The organism is Agrococcus sp. ARC_14, assembly GCF_022436485.1.
Lineage (GTDB): Bacteria > Actinomycetota > Actinomycetes > Actinomycetales > Microbacteriaceae > Agrococcus.
Genome location: NZ_JAKUDO010000001.1, coordinates 1,714,926 through 1,733,492, shown reverse-complemented (window position 1 = coordinate 1,733,492; position 18,567 = coordinate 1,714,926). Strand labels below are relative to the sequence as shown.

Sequence of the window (18,567 nt, the reverse complement as noted above, 5' to 3'; positions counted from 1 at the left end):
ATGCTCGCAACCCAGCGCCGCGACGAGATCGCCGCACGCATTCAGGCTGACGGCCGCGTGCTGGTGGCAGAGGTCGCACGAGAGCTCGGCATCACGGCGGAGACCGTGCGTCGCGACCTCGACACCCTCGAGCGCGCGGGCATCGCCCGGCGGGTGCACGGGGGCGCCGTCGCCGCCGGCCGCTCGAGCCTCGTCGAGACGGCGGTCGCCGAGCGCGAGGGCGCCAACACCGAGGGCAAGCAGCGCATCGCGAGGCTCGCGGGCGAGCGGCTCCTGGCACTCGGTGCCACGAGCCTCCTGCTCGACGCCGGCACCACCAGCGCAGCGCTCGCGGCGGCGCTCGTCGCCACCTGGCCGCGCTCCGACGGACCGCGGCTCATCGTCGCGACGCACTCCCCCGCCATCGCGCAGCAGCTCGCCGCACACCCCTCCATCGAGGTGCACGCGATCGGCGGCCGCATCCGCGCGGTGACCGGCGCGGCGGTCGGCGCGCAGACGGTGCTGTCCATCGCGGCGCTGCGCCCCGACGTCGTCGTCCTGGGCGCGAACGGCATCGACGAGCATGGGATCACGACGCCAGACCCCGACGAGGCCGCAGTGAAGTCAGCCATCGTCGCCGCGGGCCGCCGCGTGGCCGTGCTCGCCGACAGCACCAAGCTCGGCGAGGCCTCGCTCTGCCGCTTCGCTGCACTCGAGCAGGTCGACGTGCTGCTCACCGACGCCTCGCCCAGCGCCTCGTTGGCTGCGGCCCTGGAAGACGCCGGATGCGAGGTGCAGGTCGCATGATCCTCACGCTCACGCTCAACCCATCCATCGACCGCACCGTCACGCTCGACGCACCGCTCGAGCGCGGGACCGTGCACCGCGCCTCCGCGGCTTCGGTCACCGTGGCAGCAGGCAAGGGCGTCAACGTGACCAGAGTGCTGCGCGCCGCGGGTGTGCCCAGCCGCGCGATCGTGCCGGCCGGTGCCGACGACCCCTTCACCGCGATGCTGGCCGCCGACGGCGTCGACGCCGTGCTGGTGCCGGTCGACGCCGCGGTGCGCACGAACCTCGCGCTCACCGAGCCCGACGGCACGACCACGAAGGTCAACGAGCCGGGCGCCGCGCTCGCCGAGCGCTCGATCGCCGCGACGCTCGACGCCGTGCGCACGCATGCGGTCGGCGCCGATTGGCTCGTGATCGCGGGCTCCGTGCCTGCGGGAGCCGGCCCCGAGATCGTGGTCGAGACGATGCGCGTCGCGCGCGCTGCCAACCCGGGGATCCGCATCGCCGTGGACACCTCCGGCGCGCCGCTCATGGCTACCGTCGCCGCCGGCGGCGTCGACCTGGCGAAGCCCAACGACGAGGAGCTCGAGGAGCTGCTGGGCCTCAGCCACGGTGCCATCGACAGCACGGACGCGGCCGCAGCGGCCGCCACGGCCCTCGTCGGCCTCGGCGTCGGCAGCGTGCTGCTCACGCTCGGCGGCGACGGCGCCGTCCTCGCCGACGCTGACGGCGTGCTCCACGCGTCGCCGCCGCCGACCACCGTGCGCTCCACCGTGGGCGCCGGCGACGCGAGCCTCGCGGGCTGGCTGATCGCCGACGCGCGCGGTGACGACGCCGCTGGCCGTCTGCGCCAGGCCGTCGCGCACGGCTCCGCTGCCGCCGCCATGCCGGGCACCGGCTTCCCCACCCCCGCCGACGCCGACGCCGCGCGCGTCGCCGTCACCGACCTCCCGGCTCACGCCGCCGATCCCCAGGAGCACTGATGCCCCAGATCATCACCCCCGACCTCGTCCTCCTCGACGCCGACCTCGGCGCCGACAAGGAGGCCGTCATCCGCGCGCTCGCGGCCCGCGCCGCATCGACCGACCGGGTCGCCGACGGCGAAGGGCTGGCCGCAGCCGTGCTCGAGCGGGAGGCGCTGACGCCGACCGGCATGGGCGCGGGCATCGCCATCCCGCACTGCAAGTCGGCGGCCGTGCGCCAGCCCAGCCTCGCCTTCGCGCGGCTGGAGCCGGCCGTGGAGTTCGGGGCGCCGGATGGCCCTGCCGATCTCGTCTTCATGATCATGGCGCCCGACGGCGCGGCCGAGACGCACCTCGCGGTGCTCTCTCGGCTCGCCGGCTCGCTCATCGACGAGCAGTTCACCGGCGCGCTGCGCGGAGCCGCAAGCGCCGAGGAGGTCGTCGCACTGGTCGAGGGCGTCGTCGCCGACACGGAGGACGTCGACGAGGAGCCGATCGCCGAGGGCGCGCGGAGCATCGTGGCCGTGACGGCCTGCCCGACCGGCATCGCGCACACCTACATGGCGGCGGATGCGCTGAAGGCGGCTGGTGAGCGCGCGGGCGTGCGCGTCACCGTCGAGACGCAGGGCTCGAGCGGCACGAAGCGCCTCGACCCCGAGCTCATCGCCGCGGCCGACGCGGTCGTGTTCGCCGTCGATGTCGATGTGCGGGAGCGCGGCCGCTTCGCCGGCAAGCCCTTCGTGCAGGTGCCGGTCAAGCGCGGCATCGACTCGCCCGACGCCCTCATCCAGGAGGCGCTCGGCCATGCCGACGACCCCGCCGGGCCCCGCGTCGCGGGCGACGCATCCGCCCCATCCGCCCCGCAGCCGACCGCGGGCTCACTGGGCGGCGTCGTGAAGCGTGCGCTGCTGACGGGCGTGAGCTACATGATCCCGTTCGTCGCCGGCGGCGGCCTGCTCATCGCCCTCGGCTTCCTGCTGGGCGGCTTCGACATCACCGACGTCCGCGACGCGGTCATCGTCGAGAACTCGCTGTGGAACCTGCCGGAGGGCGGCCTGCTGATCTATCTCGGCGCGGTGTTCTCATCGATCGGCAACGCGTCGATGGCCTTCCTGGTGCCGGCGCTCGCCGGCTACATCGCCTACGCGATCGCCGACCGACCGGGCATCGCGCCCGGCTTCGTCGCCGGCGCCGTCGCGCTGCTCATGAGCGCGGGCTTCATCGGCGGTCTCGTCGGTGGCCTGCTCGCCGGCCTCGCCGCCTGGTGGATCGGCACCTGGCGCGTGCCGGCCTGGATGCGCGGCCTCATGCCTGTCGTGATCATCCCGCTGCTGGCGTCGATCTTCGCCTCCGGACTGATGGTGATGCTGCTGGGCGGCCCGATCGCGGCGCTCATGGCCGGCCTCACCAACTGGCTTGGTTCGCTCACCGGCGCCGCCGTCGTGCTGCTCGGCCTGCTGCTGGGCACGATGATGGCGGTCGATCTCGGCGGCCCGATCAACAAGGTCGCGTATGGATTCGCGGTGGCGGGCCTCGGCGCCGGCTCGCCGGAGAACCCCGCGCCGTGGATGATCATGGCCGCCGTCATGGCTGCCGGCATGGTGCCGCCGCTGGGCATGGCCCTCGCCAGCGCGCTCGACCGACGACTGTTCACACCCGCGGAGCGCGAGAACGGCAAGGCCGCCTGGCTGCTCGGCGCATCCTTCATCTCGGAGGGCGCGATCCCGTTCGCCGCCGCCGACCCGCTGCGAGTCATCCCCGCGTCGATCCTCGGCGCTGCCACCACCGGCGCGATCTCGATGGCGGCGGGCGTGACGAGCCAGGCACCGCACGGCGGCTTCTTCGTCTTCTTCGCGATCGGCAACCTGCTGATGTTCACGGTCGCGATCGTGGCGGGCACCATCGTCACCGGCCTCGCCGTGATCGCGCTCAAGCGCTGGACGCGGCGCACCCCGATCGCTGCGGAAGCCGAGCCGGCGCTGGCGGCTGCCTGACGCATCCTTCGCCGGGGCATGCCCGGAGGAAGTCCGGCTGTGAGCGCACCCGGTGGGATAGTCCCACCGGGTCGCCGCACAGCCGGACATGCTCCGGACGTCGCCGCAGCGGCGACAGGTGGGGCGAACCGGCCGGCCGATACGCCGGGTTCTGTCGTGGACGGCCATCTCTCTACGGGATGCATTGCTGCAGCCCTCTAGCGACCTACCCGCGGATGGGACGAGCAGCCCCGTGATCCGCTGTCTGGTCTTGCTCCGGGCGAGGTTTGCCTAGCCGCCGCGCTCACACGCGACGCTGGTGGGCTCTTGCCCCACCGTTTCACTCCTGGCCGGCTCGCGTCCGAAGACCCGTGCCGGTGGACCTGCTCTCTGTTGCGCTTTCTCGCGGGTTGCCCCGGGTGGACGTTATCCACCGCCCTGCTCTGCGGAGCCCGGACGTTCCTCGGCACCGACCCCGAGGGCTCGATGACGCGACCGCCTGGCCGACCGATTCGCTCCGTTCAGGGTACTGCCTGGCGCGCGACGCCGTCGATCAGCGGCGCAGCTGCTGCCGGTAGTACGCAGTGGCGTGCAGCGGCCTGCCGCCGAAGCGCGAGAACTGCCGGGCGGAGCCGGGGTTCTGCCGCCCGACCGGGGTCGACCGCAGCGTCGTGCAGCCGATGTCCGCGAGGTTGGCGTGCAGGCGCCGGCTCAGCAGCGTCACGATGCCCTTGCCCTGCGCGCCCGGCCGCGTGCCCTGGATGACGAGCACCGCATCCGACCGCAGCTCTTTCCTGTGCGTCAGCAGTCGCCACCGCTCGCGGGCGCCGTAGCGGCCGCCGGACCGCTGCAGCATCGGCGTCGCGTCGAGCACGGCGAACACGAACGCGAGCGGCTGGTCCTGCTCGTCACGGGCGATGAGGAACAGGCCGGGCTCGTGCAGCAGCCAGAGTCCGGAGAACTGCGCACGCAGCTCGCCGCGCGTGAAGGGTGTGAAGTACGGCAGCAGCGCGAACGAGTCGTTGAGCAGCGGCAGCAGCGCCCGCAGTCCCCTGCCGAGCCCGCCACGCGTCACCTCGTCGATGCTGATGCCTGCCGCGTCGAGCTCCGCGGTGCTCGGGCCGTCCTCGTCGATGACGTCGACCACCCAGGTGTCGCCCTCGTACCAGCGCTCCATGCCGCGCGCCTCGAGGGCGGCCGGCACCCACTCCGGGTTCCAGACCGCGTCGAGGAAGCCCCGCTCCTCGAAGCCTGCGGTGATGACGCCGCCCGACTGGTTGGGCAGCAGCTGCGCGGGACCGAAGAGCTCGGTCGCGCCGGATTCCTCGGCCCGCCGCTCGATGTCGTCGAGGAGGGCGTCGAGCACGGATGCGTCTGGTGCGGCGAGCGCGCCGAACACAAGCGCGCGAGTGCCGAGCCGGGCGTCGAGGCGGTCGTCACGGTGCACGATCGCGCGGCCCAGGTGCTCGCCTCCGTCGCGCGCGAGCAGCAGCGTGATCGTGTGCGGATGCGGGGTCGTGCCGCGGAACCACGACCGCACCGTGCGCTCGAGCAGCGGCACCGCTCTGCCGTCGTGCGTCTCGCGACCCAACCGGAGGAACTCGGCGAGGCCAGCCTCATCCGTGACCTCGACGATCTCCATGCGCACCCCTGCCACCGATCGTATGTCGCGCGGGCGCGCGCGGGCCAGCGCTCTGGCTAGATCCCGCTCTCCTCCGTGCGCACCAGGATCGCGGATGAGTTCGGGTCTATGAGGACGTCGTCCTCGGCGGCCTGGCGGATCTCGTGCAGCTCCGACGACGTGAACTCGACGCCGGAGGCCGACGAGGTGCGGTGCTGCAGCAGCGTGGCACCGATGCCGTAGCGCTCGCGCTGGCGGTCGTAGAGGGCGAGCAGGTCGGCCGGCACCCCCGCGATGCGGTCGCTGCGCTCCGCGCGGGCCTGCACGAGCTCCTGCTCGAGGCCTGCGGCCTCGGCATCGCGCTCGGCAGCCAGACGCTCGCGCTCGGCGCGCGCCTTCGCCGCGTCCTCCCGGGCCGTGGCCAGTGCGGTGCCGGCATCCTCCTGCCGCTGCATGGCCTCGAGCTCGAGATCCTCCAGGTCGCCCTGCCGGCGCTCGAGCGTCGCGATCTCGTGCTCGGTCGCCGTGGCCACCTTGGCGTCGGTGATGGCCGGAAGCCGCTCGCGGTTGCGCGTCAGGCGCGCCGCGACGGTCTGCACGTCGTTCTCGATGCGAGCGACCTCTGCCGCGATGTCGTCATGCCCGCCGAGCCGCTCGAGCACCGAGCGATCGAGCGTCGCGAGCTCGGTGTCGAGCTCGTCGATGCGCTTCGTCTGCGGCAGCGCCTTCAGCTTTCCCTGCAGCCGCACGATGCGCGTGTCGACATCCTGCAGCGTCAGCAGTCGCCGCTGGTCCTGGTTCGTGGCCTTCAATGCCATGCCTGCTCCTCCTGCGGGACCGCGAAGTCCCATGGGTCTGTCCTGATCTCGCTCACCTCGACCTCGACGCCCGGCAGCGCGGCGCGCAGCTGCTCGGCCGCCGGCCGCAGCCAGAGCGACTCGCTCGCCCAGTGGGAGACGTCGATGAGCGCTGGCCCCTCGCCTGCGGCGTGCCGCTCGCGCGCATCCGACGCCGGATGATGGCGCAGGTCGCTCGTGATGTAGACGTCGGCGCCGGCGACGGCCGGCTCGCGCAGCAGCGAGTCGCCGGCTCCCCCGCAGATCGCGACCCGGCGCACCTGCGCGCTCGGGTGTCCCGCGGCTCGCAGGCCGCCCGCGACAGCCGGCACGAGCTCGGCGAGCCGCCGCACGAGCTCGCCGAGGGCGACAGGCTGCGGCAGCTCGCCGACCCGGCCGAGGCCCTTCTCGGGGTCGACGCGGTTGACGACGATGGGCGAGACGTCGACGAGGCCGAGCATCGATGCGAGCTCGCCGCTCGTGCCGCGATCGACGGCATCTGCGTTCGTGTGGGCGGCGAGCAGCGCGATGCGCTCACGGACGAGGCGGGTGATGACGCGCCCCGCGGGAGTGGTGGCCGCGACGCTCGTCGCGCCGCGCAGCAGCAGCGGGTGGTGCACGAGCAGCACGTCGGCCCCGCGCTCGACCGCCTCGGCCGCGGTCGCCTCGACAGCGTCGACGGCGAGCAGGATGCGGCGCACGGGGTCTGCGGGATCTCCCGCGACGAGCCCGACGGCATCCCAGTCCTCTGCGGTGGCGGCGGGCCAGAGCGACTCCACCGCCAGCTGCACATCGGCGACGCTGGTCATGCGCTCCATCCTACGGATGCGCTGGGCAGCCGCCCGACGAGTGGCAGGATGACGGGAGGGGCGGTTGGCGCAGCTGGTAGCGCACTTCGTTTACACCGAAGGGGTCGCCGGTTCGAGCCCGGCACCGCCCACCGTCGCCGATCGGGCCGTCACCCGGCGCCGAGCAGCTCCCAGTGCCCTGCAGAGATCACCTCGACGACGCCGTCGACGACCGCGATCGCCGTCTGGTCGTCGATCGCGTAGGCCGCCCCGGGGATGCCCGTGGCCCACCGGCGTGCGCTGTCGAGCGTGTTGTCTGGCCAGCCCGGATAGTCCAGGTGGGGGAAGATCGAGAAGTCGACGACCCCAAGCGTCTCGTCACCGTGCTGCGTCCCCTGCCACTCGACGAAGCTGTCCCCGATCCGCGGGGTCATCACCATGCTGCCTGCGCTCACGCCGACCCACACGGTCTCCTGCAGCGTCGGCAGCAGATCCGCGAGGCCGGACTCCCGCATCCAATGACAGAGGTAGGTCGCTTCGCCGCCATCGACCAGGAGCACGTCTGCCTCCCGGACCCACGAGGCCCACCGCTCCTCGCCGGTGCTGGGCACGGCGGTGAGCTCGAGGATTCCGACGGATCGCCATCCCAGATCGCACAGCCCCTCGCCGGTGATGGCACGCCAGATCGACGCTGGGGAGCACAGGGGATGTCCGTGCTGCGCCGTGGGGATGAACAGGGCGTCCGACTGCTCGATCGGCTTGCCCAGCATGCCGACGAGGGCTTCGCGGATGCTCGGATTCGTGACGCCGCCGGAGGTGAGCAGGAGCTTCATCGCGATCCTGACTGTCGAGGTGCGCTCACGCCAGCTGCGCGAGCGCCTCCTTGTAGGCAGCCATGTCACGCGATTCGGATGGGCTGACGCGGAAGTGCCCCGCGATCCGGCCGTCGCTGTCGATCACGTAGGTGGCGCGCGTCGCGACGCCGCGCTCCGGCAGGAAGGCGTCGTACGCCTGCGCGACCGCGCCGTGCGGCCAGAAGTCGCTCAGCAGCGGGAAGGTCAGGCCCTCCTGCTCGTGGAAGACGCCCAGCGACGCCGCGGTGTCGACCGAGATGCCGAACACCAGCGCGTTCGCGCCCTCGAAGTCGGCCAGCTCGTCGCGGATCGAGCACAACTCGCCCGTGCAGCGGCCCGTGAAGGCCGCCGGGTAGAAGACGAGCACGACGGGCCGCCCCCTGAGCTCGGAGAGCGTGATCGCTTCGCCGGTGTGGTCGATGAGCGTGAAGTCGGGTGCCTCGTCGCCGATCTGCAGTGCCATGCGCATCCTCTCGTCCAGCGGCTTCTCCGCTGCGCTCATCGTGGCACGGGTCACGGATCCGGCGCGGGCGCACCGGCATCGCACGTTGACTAGAGTGGATGAGCGGGCGCCGACACCCAGGCGCGCCTCCAGATCGACGTCAGGAGCTTCGGTGCTGAACGACCAGGACCCCTACTCGGGCCACACCAACGACGCAGACCCGAGCGAGACGGCGGAGTGGCAGGAGTCCCTCGACCAGCTGGTCGCGGCGCATGGGCCGCAGCGCGGCCGCGAGATCATGCTCAGTTTGCTGAAGCGCTCGAAGGAGCTGCACCTCGGCGTGCCGATGGTGCCGACCACCGACTACCTCAACACGATCGCCGCTGAGGACGAGCCCGAGTTCCCCGGCGACGAGCAGCTCGAGCGCACCTACCGCCGCTGGATCCGCTGGAACGCCGCGATCATGGTGCACCGCGCCCAGGCCCCCGGCATCGGCGTCGGCGGCCACATCTCGACCTACGCCTCCTCCGCCGCGCTCTACGAGGTCGGCCTCAACCACTTCTTCCGCGGCCAGGACGCCCCCGGCGGCGGCGACCAGATCTTCTACCAGGGCCACGCATCCCCCGGCATGTATGCCCGCGCCTTCCTCGAGGGTCGCCTGAGCGAGACGCAGATGGATGCGTTCCGACAGGAGAAGTCGAAGGCGCCCAACGGCGTCCCGTCCTACCCGCATCCGCGCATGATGCCGGACTTCTGGCAGTTCCCGACCGTCTCGATGGGCCTCGGGCCGATCAACGCGATCTATCAGGCGCAGGCGAACCGCTACCTCGCGAACCGCGGCATCAAGGATGTCGCCGACTCGCAGGTGTGGGCCTTCCTCGGCGACGGCGAGATGGATGAAGTCGAGTCGCGCGGCGCGCTGCAGCTCGCGGCGAACGACGGCCTCGACAACCTGAACTTCGTCATCAACGCCAACCTCCAGCGGCTCGACGGCCCGGTGCGCGGCAACGGCAAGATCATCCAGGAGCTCGAGTCGTTCTTCCGCGGCGCGGGCTGGAACGTCATCAAGGTCGTCTGGGGTCGCGAGTGGGACTCGCTGCTCGCCAACGACAACGAGGGCGCGCTCCGCGACCTGATGAACGCCACGCCCGACGGCGACTACCAGACCTACAAGGCGGAGTCCGGCCTGTTCGTGCGCGAGCACTTCTTCGGCCGCGACCCGCGCACGCTCGAGATGGTCAAGCACCTGAGCGACGACGAGATCTGGGCCATGAAGCGGGGCGGCCACGACTACCGCAAGGTCTACGCCGCCTACAAGGCAGCCGCTGAGCACAAGGGCCAGCCGACGGTCATCATCGCGAAGACGGTCAAGGGCTACGGCCTCGGCAAGAGCTTCGAGGGCCGCAACGCGACCCACCAGATGAAGAAGCTCACGCTCGACGACCTGAAGTCGTTCCGCGACGTCATGCAGCTCGACATCTCCGACAAGCAGCTCGAGGCCGACCCGTACCGCCCGCCCTACTGGAACCCGGGATCCGACTCGCCCGAGCTCCAGTACATGGTCGAGCGCCGTCGCGAGCTCGGCGGCTTCACGCCGGAGCGCCGCGCCAAGCACACGATCATCCCGCTGCCGGAGGCGAAGACCTACGACATGCCCAAGCGGGGCTCCGGCAAGCAGGAGGTCGCCACCACGATGGCGTTCGTCCGCCTGCTGAAGGATCTGCTGCGCGACAAGGGCTGGGGCAACCGCATCGTGCCGATCATCCCCGACGAGGCGCGCACCTTCGGCATCGACGCCTTCTTCCCGACGGCGAAGATCTACAGCCCGCAGGGCCAGAGCTACACCTCGGTCGACCGCGACCTGCTGCTGAAGTACCGCGAGGCGCCCGACGGCCAGATCGTGCACGTCGGCATCAACGAGGCCGGCGCGATGGCGGCCTTCACCGCCGCAGGCACGTCGTACTCGACGCACGGCGAGCCGCTCATCCCGATCTACGTCTTCTACTCGATGTTCGGTTTCCAGCGCACGGGCGACTCGATCTGGGCGGCCGCCGACCAGATGACGCGCGGCTTCCTCATCGGCGCGACCGCTGGCCGCACGACGCTGACGGGCGAGGGCCTGCAGCACGCCGACGGCCACTCGCCGCTCATCGCCTCGACCAACCCGGCCGTGCTCGCGTACGACCCGGCCTACGGTTACGAGATCGCGCACATCACGCAGATGAGCCTCGAGCGCATGTACGGCGAGGACCCCGAGAACATCATCACCTACCTCACCGTCTACAACGAGCCGAGCGTGCAGCCCGCAGAGCCCGAGGACGTCGACGTCGAGGGCATCCGCCGCGGCATCCACCGCGTCTCCACGAGCGACCACCACCCGATCAAGGCGCAGCTGCTCGGCTCCGGCGTCGCCCTGCCGTGGCTGCACCACGCGCAGGAGCTGCTCGGCAGCGACTGGGGCATCTCCGCCGACATCTGGTCGGTCACCTCCTGGAGCGAGCTGCGCCGCGACGGCCTCGCCGCCGACGAGCACAACTTCCTCAACCCGCAGGAGCCCTCGAAGGTGCCCTACGTCACCCAGCGCCTGTCGGAGGCCGAGGGGCCGTTCGTGGCCACGACCGACTACATGCGCGCCGTGCCGGACCAGATCCGGGAGTGGGTGCCCGGCGACTACGCGACGCTCGGTGCCGACGGCTTCGGCTTCTCCGACACGCGTGCCGCCGCCCGCCGCTTCTTCACGATCGACAGCCACTCGGTCGTCGTGCGCACGCTCGACGCGCTCGCGAAGCAGGGCAAGGTGCCGCTGGGCATGGTCATGCAGGCGATCGACAAGTACAGCCTCCACGACGTGAACGCGGGCCAGTCCGGCTCTGGCGGCGGCGACGCGTAGGGCACGGCGCTGTCTGAGCAGGAAGAGCTCAAGACGCAGCAGCTCGCATGGCTGCGGCGCATCTCGGGCGACCTCTCGACCCAGGTGACGCGGGCGCTCGACGACCGCCTCCCCTGGTACGGCACGATGCCGCCGTCGCGGCGCAGCGCGGTGGGGCTGGTGGCGCAGTCGGGCATCACCTCCTTCATCGCCTGGCATGAGGACCCAGAGGCGCAGCCCTGGATCGCCGCCGACGTCTTCGCAGCGGCGCCCAGGGAGCTGCTGCGCAGCGTGAGCCTGCAGCAGACGCTGCAGCTCATCCGCACGGTCGTGTCTGTCTTCGAGGAGCGCATCGCCGACGCCGATCCGATGATGCGCGAGCCGATCCTGCGCTACTCGCGAGAGATCGCCTTCGCGGCCGCCGACGTCTACGCGCGGGCCGCAGAGTCGCGCGGCCTCTGGGATGCCCGGCTCGAGGCGCTGGTCGTCGACTCGATCCTCACGGGCGAGCACGACGATGAGCTGCCGAGCCGCTCGGCCGCGCTCGGCTGGCACGGCCGCGGCGAGTGCGCCGTGCTGGTGGGTCTGGCACCGCGCACGCTCGACGTCGACATCGTGCGCCGCAAGGCGAGGCATGCCGGATGCGACGTGCTGGTCGGGGTGCAGGGCACCCGGCTGGTCGTCGTGATCGGCCGCACCGCGCAGTCCGACGCTGCCGCCGACGAGCCGATCGAGTTCCTCGCCATCGCGGCGCAGCTCTCCGACGGCTTCGGCGAGGGGCACCTCGTGCTCGGCCCGACCGTGGCGAGCATCGTCGAGGCCGCGGGCAGCGCGAAGGCGGCGCTGGCCGGCTTCGCCGTCGCCGACGCCTGGCGTCGCACGCCGCGCCCGGTGCGCGCCGACGACCTGCTGCCCGAGCGCGCGCTGGCGGGCGACCCGCTCGCGCGCAGCGAGCTCGTGCGGGGCATCTACCAGCCGCTGCGCGACCACTCCAGCGACCTGCTCGCGACGCTCGCGTGCTACCTCGACACCGGCCGCTCGCTCGAGGCGACGGCGCGCGAGCTCTTCGTGCACCCCAACACGGTGCGCTACCGCCTCAAGCGCATCAGCGAGATCATCGGCTGGGATGCGACCGGCGCGCGCGAGGCGCTCGCCCTCCACACGGCGATCATCCTCGGCTCCATCCACGACGCCTCCCGCGACCGCTCGCAGCGACAGGCCACGCGCCATGCCCCTCGCGGCAAGGGCCCGGTGGGAGGATGAATGCCGTGATCGTCATCGTTGCTCCCGGCCAGGGCTCGCAGAAGCCGGGCTTCCTCACTCCGTGGCTCGAACGCCCCGGCGTCCCAGAGCGGCTCGCATCGCTCAGCGATGCCGCCGGCGTCGACCTCGTCGAGCACGGCACTGTCTCGGATGCCGACACGATCCGCGACACGCTCATCGCCCAGCCGCTCATCGTCGCCGCAGGCATCCTCACCCTCGACGCGCTGGGTGATCGGGCCGCGCTCGCTGCCGGCGTCGCAGGCCACTCCGTCGGCGAGATCACGGCGGCCGTCGCGGCGGGCGTGCTCTCGGCAGAGGACGCGATGGCGCTCGTGGGCGAGCGCGCACGGGCGATGGCGGATGCGGCGGCGCAGACGCCGACGGGCATGGCAGCGGTGCTGGGTGCCGACGAGGCGCTCCTCGAGGCACGCCTGGCCGAGCTCGGCCTGCACCCCGCCAACTACAACGGCGGCGGGCAGATCGTCGTCGCCGGTGCGCTGGATGCGCTCGCAGCGCTCGCCGAGGCCCCACCGGAGCGAGCGCGGGTCATCCCGCTGCAGACCGCCGGTGCCTTCCACACCGACTACATGGCCCCCGCGGTGGAGCGCTTCCGCTCCAAGGCCGCGAGCACGACGACGACCGACCCGAGCACGACGCTCTGGACCAACAGGGATGGCAGCGCCATCGCATCCGGCACCGAGTTCCTCGAGCTCGTCGTCGGCCAGGTCTCCAGCCCCGTGCGCTGGGACCTGTGCATGGCGGCGTTCGCGGATGCGGGCGTGACGGGCATCGTGGAGCTCGCCCCCGCTGGCGCACTCACGGGCCTCGCCAAGCGCGGCCTGCGCGGTGTGCCCTCGGTCGGCGTCACCACCCCTGACGACCTTGAGGCAGCCGTCGCGCTGCTGGAGAGCGGAGCAGCATCATGAGCAGGATCACCAGCATGCAGACGCGCGGCGGTTCGCGCATCCTCTCGGTGGGTGCCGCGCGCGGCGACCGCCTGGTGCCGAACGACGAGCTCGTCGGCCCGATCGACTCCTCTGACGAGTGGATCCGCCAGCGCACCGGCATCGTGACGCGCGCCCGAGTCTCCGACGGCAGCGAGGCTGTCGATCTCGCCGAGACCGCGGCGAAGGAGGCGATCGAGCGCGCGGGCATCGACGGTTCGCAGCTCGACGCGGTCATCGTCTCGACGATCAGCAACACCGTGCAGACGCCGTCGATGGCCTCCCTGCTCACCGAGCGCATCGGGGCGACGCCCGCTCCCGCCTTCGACATCTCCGCCGCCTGCGCCGGCTACGCCTACGGCGTCGCACAGGCTGACGCGCTCGTGCGCAGCGGCATGGCGGAGCACGTGCTCGTGGTGGGCGTCGAGAAGCTCTCGGACGTGGTCGACCCGACCGACCGCTCGATCAGCTTCCTGCTCGGCGACGGCGCGGGCGCCGTGGTGATCGGCCCCTCCGACGAGCCCGGCATCAGCCCATCCGTGTGGGGCTCCGACGGCTCCCACTGGGAGACCATCCGCATGACGAACACGCTCGGCTCGATGCGCGACGGCGCCGCGTGGCCGACGCTGCGGCAGGACGGCCCGACCGTGTTCCGCTGGGCCGTGTGGGAGATGGCGAAGAAGGCGCGCGAGGCGCTGGATGCCGCAGGGATCGAGCCCGGCGATCTCGCCGCCTTCATCCCCCACCAGGCCAACATGCGCATCATCGACGAGTTCGCGAAGCAGCTGAAGCTGCCCGACACCGTCGCCATCGCCCGCGACATCGAGACGACCGGCAACACATCCGCCGCGTCGATCCCGCTCGCCATGCACCGACTGCTCGAGGAGCAGCCGGAGCTCTCGGGCGGGCTCGCCCTGCAGATCGGCTTCGGCGCCGGGCTCGTGTACGGCGCCCAGGTCGTCGTGCTCCCTTAGACTCAACCCGTCCAATCCATCAGAAGGAGACAACCCCATGGCATTCACCAAGGACGAGGTCCTCGCCGGGCTCGCCGACCTCGTGAACGACGAGACCGGCATCGCAACCGAGAACGTGCAGCTCGAGAAGTCGTTCACGGACGACCTCGACATCGACTCGATCTCGATGATGACGATCGTCGTGAACGCCGAGGAGAAGTTCGACGTCAAGATCCCCGACGACGAGGTCAAGAACCTCAAGACCGTCCAGGACGCCGTCGACTACATCACCGGCGCTCAGGCCTGAGGCAGGCCCTTGCGATCGCGTGCGGCCGGGTGACCGGCCGCACGCGGCATCTTGGAGGACACGCATGACGAAGAAGATCGTCATCACCGGCATCGGTGCTAGCTCGCCGCTCGGCGGCACGGCACGCGAGAGCTGGGAGGCGCTGCTGGCCGGCGAGTCCGGCGCACGCACGCTGGAGCACGACTGGGTCGCGCAGTACGAGCTGCCCGTGACCTTCGCCGCAGAGGCGAAGGTGCGCGCAGACACCGTGCTCGAGCGCCCGGTCGCGAAGCGACTCGACCCCTCGAGCCAGCTGGCGCTCGTCGCTGCCAAGGAGGCGTTCGCAGATGCCGGCTCTCCCGAGCTGCCTGCTGAGCGCCTGGGTGTCGACTTCTCGACCGGCATCGGCGGCCTCTGGACCCTGCTCGACGCCTGGGACACCCTGCGCGAGAAGGGCCCGCGTCGCGTCCTGCCCATGACCGTCCCGATGCTGATGCCGAACGGCCCATCGGCGGCGATCTCCATGCACCTGCAGGCGCGCGCCTTCGCGCGCACGGTGGCATCCGCCTGCGCATCCAGCACCGAGGCGCTCGTCAACGCGTACGAGCACCTGCAGGCCGGCCTCGCGGACGTCGTGATCGCCGGCGGTAGCGAGTCTGCGATCCACCCGATCACGATCGCCTCGTTCTCCTCGATGCAGGCGCTCTCGCGCCGCAACGACAGCCCTGCCACCGCATCCCGCCCCTACGACGTCACCCGTGACGGATTCGTGATGGGCGAGGGCGCTGCGGCGCTCGTGCTCGAGACCGAGGAGCACGCGCTCGCGCGCGGCGCCCGCATCTATGCAGAGCTCGCCGGCGGTGGCGTGACGGCCGACTCGTTCCACATCACGGCCCCCGAGCCCGAGGGCAAGGGCGCCAGCCGTGCCGTGCAGCTCGCGCTCGAGAACGCGGGCGCGACGGCCGACGAGGTCACGCACATCAACGCGCACGCGACCTCGACCCCGGTGGGCGATGTGGCAGAGGTGCGCGCGATGCATCGCATCTTCGGCGACCGCATCAAGGACATCCCGGTGTCTGCCACCAAGGCGGCGCACGGTCACCTGCTGGGTGGCACGGGCGCCCTCGAGGCGATCTTCACGGTGCTCGCGCTGGTCGAGCGGAAGGCTCCCCCGACGATCAACGTGACCGAGCAGGATCCGGATGCGCCGCTGCAGATCTCGCCCGTACCGATCCCGCTCGGCGATGGCCCGCAGCTGGCGATCTCGAACTCGTTCGGGTTCGGCGGGCACAATGCGGTCGTAGCGATCCGCTCGATCTGACCCACTCGTAGCCGAGGGCCCCGCTGTATGCAGCGGGGCCCTCAGTGGTCGGTGGAGCCTGTGCGGCCCGGGCGCGTCAGCCGACGCGGTGGAGCTCGACGACGGGTGCGCTGTCGGAGGCGTGGCGGTAGGCCTCGAGCTCGCGATCCCAAGCGCCGCCCATGGCGTCGTCGAGTGCGGCGAGCAGTGCGCGCGCGTCGGGTCCGGCTGCCTCGATGGCGCCGCGGATGCGGTCCTCCGGCACCACGAGGGAGCCCGAGGCATCGATGCGCTGCGCGCTGATGCCGAGCTGGGGTGTGTGCATCCAGCGCATGCCGTCGCTGCCGGGCATCGGATCCTCCGTCACCTCGAAGCGCACCTCGCGCCAGCCGGCGAGGGCGCTCGTGATCGCGGCGCCCGTGCCGACGGGGCCGGACCAGTGCACCTCGGTGCGCTCCATGCCGGGCTCGGCCGGCTGGCTCTGCCAGACGAAGCGGAGTGCATCGCCGACGGCATGACCGACGGCCCACTCCAGGTGGGTGCGCATGGCGCGCTGGGACGCATGGATCCAGACGACCCCCGCGGTGGTCGCGGGACGTCGCCTGAGCGTGTTCGCAGCAGTCATCGTCTCTCCCTCGTTCGATGCGACTTCCCCATCGGCCGAACTCGGAGTGAGACATGCTGAGTGTGCCACATCTGCCTGTGGAACGACAATGGTGTTGTTCCACAGGCCCGCAGGTCGAGGAGCGCGCGCCGCAGGCGCACGCGTCACGAGACCGAGCCACGCAGGCCCGCAGGTCGAGGAGCGCGCGCCGCAGGCGCACGCGTCACGAGACCGAGCTACGCAGGCCCGCAGGTCGAGGAGCGCGCCGCAGGCGCACGCGTCACGAGACCGAGCTACGCAGGCCCGCAGGTCGAGGAGCGCGCGCCGCAGGCGCACGCGTCACGAGACCGAGCTAGGCAGCGAACGTCGGCCGCTGCTCCCCCGCCCGGATCGGGAACGCGAGCCGGTTGCCGGCCGGCGGCAGCGGGCAGTTGTACTGATCGCTCATCGCGCACGGCGGCACGATGGCGCGGTTGAAGTCGAGGTCGACGGTGCCGTCGTGGCGCGGTCGCACGAAGAGGAAGCGGCCGACGTCGTAGCTCTCGTCGCCGGTGGTGGCGTCGGCGAAGACGATCTGCAGGCTGTCGCCGTCGGGCAGCGCGACGAGCTCGACCTGCTGGCCATCCCGCTCGAAGCGGATCCTGCCCGGCGAGAGCGCCTGCCGCAGCGTGCCTCCCTGCGACTTGCCGTACTCGAAGGCGACGCCGCCCTCGACGGCCTCGAACGTGCCCTGCAGGTGCCAGGCCGGGTCGTAGTCGAAGGCGCTGATCCCGGTGAAGCCGCGCTCGACGGCTGCCTCCGCGTCCCAGACGCGCAGCGCACAGCGGCCGTTGAAGTCGGGGCCGATGACGAACGCGGTGAGCCGGTCGTCGAAGCGCACCGAGCTCGGCGTCATGGAGCTCTGGCTGTAGACCGCGACGTCACCGTCGACCGTCTGGCCATCGACGACGATGCCGGCCGACGCATCGGCCGTCACCTGCAGTCCGTCACCCGTCGGTGAGGGCGCCCAGGTGCCGGGCACGCCCTCGACGGTCGTCGGCTCAGAGATCCAGGCGGTGGTCGTGAGGGCGAGCGCCCCCTGCGGGGCGCGCACGCTCTGGTCGCGCTTGCGGCGGAACGCCTCGTGCTGCGCACTGCCTGCGTCAGCGGCTGCAGCGGCGTCGGGTGCGGTGGCGTCGGTCATGCTTCCAGCCTACCCAGCAGCGCCAACGACCAGCGGCCTGTCAGCGCCCGCGCGTACGTTCATCACCATGAACGCAGCACCGACACTCGGCCTCATCCTCCCGCCCGATCAGGCGCCGGAGCGCTTCCTCACCATCGCCCGCGCCGCCGACGCAGCGGGCGTCGACGAGCTCTGGCTCTGGGAGGACTGCTTCGGCCAGTCGGGCACCTCGACGGCCGCCGCCGTGCTCGCCGCGACCGAGCGCATCCGGGTCGGCCTCGGCTTGATGCCCGTGCCGCTGCGCAACGTGGCGCTGACGGCGATGGAGATCGCCACGATGGGGCGCATGTTCCCGGGCCGCTTCCTGCCTGGCATCGGCCACGGCGTGCTCGAGTGGATGGCGCAGGCCGGCGTGCGAGCCGCGTCACCACTGACGCTCCTGACCGAGCAGGCGACGGCGCTGCGCATGCTGCTGGCAGGCGACGAGCTGAGCGTCGACGGCCGCTACGTGCAGCTCGACCGCGTGCAGCTGCGCTGGCCGGCCGCCGAGGTGCCGCCGCTGCTCATCGGCGGCGGCAAGCCGAAGACGCTGGCGCTCGCCGGCGAGCTCGGGGACGGCGTGATCCTGGCGGGCGACATGGCCCCCGGCGCGGGCGTCGATGTCACGCGCGCGGCGGTCGCGACGGTGCTCGAGGCGCGCGCGGCGGCGGGGCTCGAGGGGCCGTACGCGGTCGTGCAGTTCGCCGGCGTGCGCTCGGATGCGTCGGCCGACGAGGTCACGCGGCTCGCGGCCGACTACGCCGCGGTCGGGGCGACGAGCGTGCCGCTGCTGCCGCTCGACGCGGACGGCGAGCCCGAGACCGGCGACGGCATCCTGCGGCTGGCCGAGACGATCGGCGGCATCGCCCGCGGCACGCGCGCCTGACGAAGCCCGGGGCGGGC

The 18,567-nt window shown here is 71.9% G+C and carries 17 protein-coding genes, 1 tRNA gene and 1 other RNA gene; 11 read left to right on the top strand and 8 right to left on the bottom strand.

Annotated features, from left to right (window positions below):
- From MKD51_RS08565 to MKD51_RS08555, 3 genes are read left to right on the top strand one after another with little or no spacing between them, the layout of a single operon-like run.
- A complete protein-coding gene (locus MKD51_RS08565; RefSeq protein WP_240239896.1) occupies positions 1–786 on the top strand; it encodes a DeoR/GlpR family DNA-binding transcription regulator in 786 nt (261 codons plus the stop codon).
- The gene (locus MKD51_RS08560) at positions 783–1,751 is read left to right on the top strand and encodes a hexose kinase (protein WP_240239895.1); all 969 of its coding nucleotides are present in this window, start codon (positions 783–785) and stop codon (positions 1,749–1,751) included. The genes MKD51_RS08565 and MKD51_RS08560 overlap by 4 nt, the downstream gene beginning before the upstream one ends.
- Positions 1,751–3,724 (top strand): fructose-specific PTS transporter subunit EIIC, encoded by a 1,974-nt coding sequence (locus MKD51_RS08555; RefSeq protein ID WP_240239894.1) that lies wholly within the window; start codon positions 1,751–1,753, stop codon positions 3,722–3,724. Before MKD51_RS08560 ends, MKD51_RS08555 begins: the two co-directional genes overlap by 1 nt.
- 124 nt (positions 3,725–3,848) lie before the next feature.
- On the opposite strand, the gene rnpB is transcribed toward MKD51_RS08555, so the two are convergent.
- The 4 genes from rnpB to MKD51_RS08535 form a co-directional block, all read right to left on the bottom strand.
- Positions 3,849–4,214, bottom strand: an RNA gene (rnpB, locus tag MKD51_RS08550) — RNase P RNA component class A.
- 42 nt (positions 4,215–4,256) lie between these two features.
- Positions 4,257–5,345 (bottom strand): hypothetical protein, encoded by a 1,089-nt coding sequence (locus MKD51_RS08545; protein WP_240239893.1) that lies wholly within the window; start codon positions 5,343–5,345, stop codon positions 4,257–4,259.
- Positions 5,346–5,401: 56 nt separating this feature from the next.
- On the bottom strand, positions 5,402–6,142 hold the full coding sequence (locus MKD51_RS08540; protein ID WP_240239892.1) for a hypothetical protein: 741 nt from the start codon (positions 6,140–6,142) through the stop codon (positions 5,402–5,404).
- A complete protein-coding gene (locus MKD51_RS08535) occupies positions 6,133–6,969 on the bottom strand; it encodes a Nif3-like dinuclear metal center hexameric protein (RefSeq protein WP_240239891.1) in 837 nt (278 codons plus the stop codon). Before MKD51_RS08535 ends, MKD51_RS08540 begins: the two co-directional genes overlap by 10 nt.
- A 58-nt stretch (positions 6,970–7,027) precedes the next feature.
- Between MKD51_RS08535 and MKD51_RS08530 the strand changes: the two genes are divergently transcribed.
- Positions 7,028–7,100, top strand: a tRNA-Val gene (locus MKD51_RS08530).
- A gap of 18 nt (positions 7,101–7,118) precedes the next feature.
- On the opposite strand, the gene MKD51_RS08525 is transcribed toward MKD51_RS08530, so the two are convergent.
- Together MKD51_RS08525 and MKD51_RS08520 are read right to left on the bottom strand one after the other, a co-directional pair.
- Positions 7,119–7,781 (bottom strand): Type 1 glutamine amidotransferase-like domain-containing protein, encoded by a 663-nt coding sequence (locus MKD51_RS08525; protein ID WP_240239890.1) that lies wholly within the window; start codon positions 7,779–7,781, stop codon positions 7,119–7,121.
- A 25-nt stretch (positions 7,782–7,806) separates the two neighbouring features.
- Positions 7,807–8,265, bottom strand: coding sequence for a peroxiredoxin (locus tag MKD51_RS08520; RefSeq protein ID WP_240239889.1), 459 nt, complete (start codon positions 8,263–8,265; stop codon positions 7,807–7,809).
- 151 nt (positions 8,266–8,416) lie between these two features.
- Between MKD51_RS08520 and aceE the strand changes: the two genes are divergently transcribed.
- From aceE to MKD51_RS08490, 6 genes are all read left to right on the top strand, one after another.
- Positions 8,417–11,134, top strand: coding sequence for a pyruvate dehydrogenase (acetyl-transferring), homodimeric type (gene aceE / locus MKD51_RS08515; RefSeq protein ID WP_240239888.1), 2,718 nt, complete (start codon positions 8,417–8,419; stop codon positions 11,132–11,134).
- Positions 11,135–11,143: 9 nt separating this feature from the next.
- On the top strand, positions 11,144–12,376 hold the full coding sequence (locus MKD51_RS08510; RefSeq protein ID WP_240240894.1) for a helix-turn-helix domain-containing protein: 1,233 nt from the start codon (positions 11,144–11,146) through the stop codon (positions 12,374–12,376).
- Positions 12,377–12,381: 5 nt separating this feature from the next.
- The gene (locus tag MKD51_RS08505; RefSeq protein WP_240239887.1) at positions 12,382–13,302 is read left to right on the top strand and encodes an ACP S-malonyltransferase; all 921 of its coding nucleotides are present in this window, start codon (positions 12,382–12,384) and stop codon (positions 13,300–13,302) included.
- Positions 13,299–14,294 (top strand): beta-ketoacyl-ACP synthase III, encoded by a 996-nt coding sequence (locus MKD51_RS08500; protein WP_240239886.1) that lies wholly within the window; start codon positions 13,299–13,301, stop codon positions 14,292–14,294. The genes MKD51_RS08505 and MKD51_RS08500 overlap by 4 nt, the downstream gene beginning before the upstream one ends.
- Before the next feature lie 37 nt (positions 14,295–14,331).
- Positions 14,332–14,580, top strand: a complete 249-nt coding sequence (locus MKD51_RS08495) for an acyl carrier protein (protein WP_072313678.1) — start codon at positions 14,332–14,334, stop codon at positions 14,578–14,580.
- Between the two features lie 64 nt (positions 14,581–14,644).
- A complete protein-coding gene (locus tag MKD51_RS08490; RefSeq protein ID WP_240239885.1) occupies positions 14,645–15,880 on the top strand; it encodes a beta-ketoacyl-[acyl-carrier-protein] synthase family protein in 1,236 nt (411 codons plus the stop codon).
- A gap of 76 nt (positions 15,881–15,956) precedes the next feature.
- On the opposite strand, the gene MKD51_RS08485 is transcribed toward MKD51_RS08490, so the two are convergent.
- Both MKD51_RS08485 and MKD51_RS08480 read right to left on the bottom strand, forming a co-directional pair.
- Entirely contained in the window at positions 15,957–16,484 is a 528-nt protein-coding gene (locus tag MKD51_RS08485; RefSeq protein WP_240239884.1) for a DUF3145 family protein, read from the bottom strand.
- Positions 16,485–16,815: 331 nt separating this feature from the next.
- Complete coding sequence (locus MKD51_RS08480) at positions 16,816–17,646, bottom strand: DUF1684 domain-containing protein (RefSeq protein ID WP_240239883.1); 831 nt, start codon at positions 17,644–17,646, stop codon at positions 16,816–16,818.
- A 67-nt stretch (positions 17,647–17,713) separates the two neighbouring features.
- Between MKD51_RS08480 and MKD51_RS08475 the strand changes: the two genes are divergently transcribed.
- Positions 17,714–18,550: an LLM class flavin-dependent oxidoreductase gene (locus MKD51_RS08475; RefSeq protein ID WP_240239882.1), complete on the top strand. Its 837-nt coding sequence runs from the start codon at positions 17,714–17,716 to the stop codon at positions 18,548–18,550.
- Positions 18,551–18,567 lie beyond the last annotated feature (17 nt).

Excerpts from the sequence above, each read along its gene's own strand:
- MKD51_RS08520 (WP_240239889.1), bottom strand. The coding sequence starts at position 8,265 with ATGGCACTGCAGATCGGCGACGAGGCACCCGACTTCACGCTCATCGAC.
- MKD51_RS08565 (WP_240239896.1), top strand. The coding sequence starts at position 1 with ATGCTCGCAACCCAGCGCCGCGACGAGATCGCCGCACGCATTCAGGCT.
- MKD51_RS08495 (WP_072313678.1), top strand. The coding sequence starts at position 14,332 with ATGGCATTCACCAAGGACGAGGTCCTCGCCGGGCTCGCCGACCTCGTG.
- MKD51_RS08560 (WP_240239895.1), top strand. The coding sequence starts at position 783 with ATGATCCTCACGCTCACGCTCAACCCATCCATCGACCGCACCGTCACG.
- MKD51_RS08475 (WP_240239882.1), top strand. The coding sequence starts at position 17,714 with ATGAACGCAGCACCGACACTCGGCCTCATCCTCCCGCCCGATCAGGCG.
- MKD51_RS08535 (WP_240239891.1), bottom strand. The coding sequence starts at position 6,969 with ATGACCAGCGTCGCCGATGTGCAGCTGGCGGTGGAGTCGCTCTGGCCC.
- MKD51_RS08480 (WP_240239883.1), bottom strand. The coding sequence starts at position 17,646 with ATGACCGACGCCACCGCACCCGACGCCGCTGCAGCCGCTGACGCAGGC.
- MKD51_RS08525 (WP_240239890.1), bottom strand. The coding sequence starts at position 7,781 with ATGAAGCTCCTGCTCACCTCCGGCGGCGTCACGAATCCGAGCATCCGC.
- MKD51_RS08500 (WP_240239886.1), top strand. The coding sequence starts at position 13,299 with ATGAGCAGGATCACCAGCATGCAGACGCGCGGCGGTTCGCGCATCCTC.
- MKD51_RS08540 (WP_240239892.1), bottom strand. The coding sequence starts at position 6,142 with ATGGCATTGAAGGCCACGAACCAGGACCAGCGGCGACTGCTGACGCTG.
- MKD51_RS08490 (WP_240239885.1), top strand. The coding sequence starts at position 14,645 with ATGACGAAGAAGATCGTCATCACCGGCATCGGTGCTAGCTCGCCGCTC.
- MKD51_RS08555 (WP_240239894.1), top strand. The coding sequence starts at position 1,751 with ATGCCCCAGATCATCACCCCCGACCTCGTCCTCCTCGACGCCGACCTC.
- MKD51_RS08485 (WP_240239884.1), bottom strand. The coding sequence starts at position 16,484 with ATGACTGCTGCGAACACGCTCAGGCGACGTCCCGCGACCACCGCGGGG.
- MKD51_RS08545 (WP_240239893.1), bottom strand. The coding sequence starts at position 5,345 with ATGGAGATCGTCGAGGTCACGGATGAGGCTGGCCTCGCCGAGTTCCTC.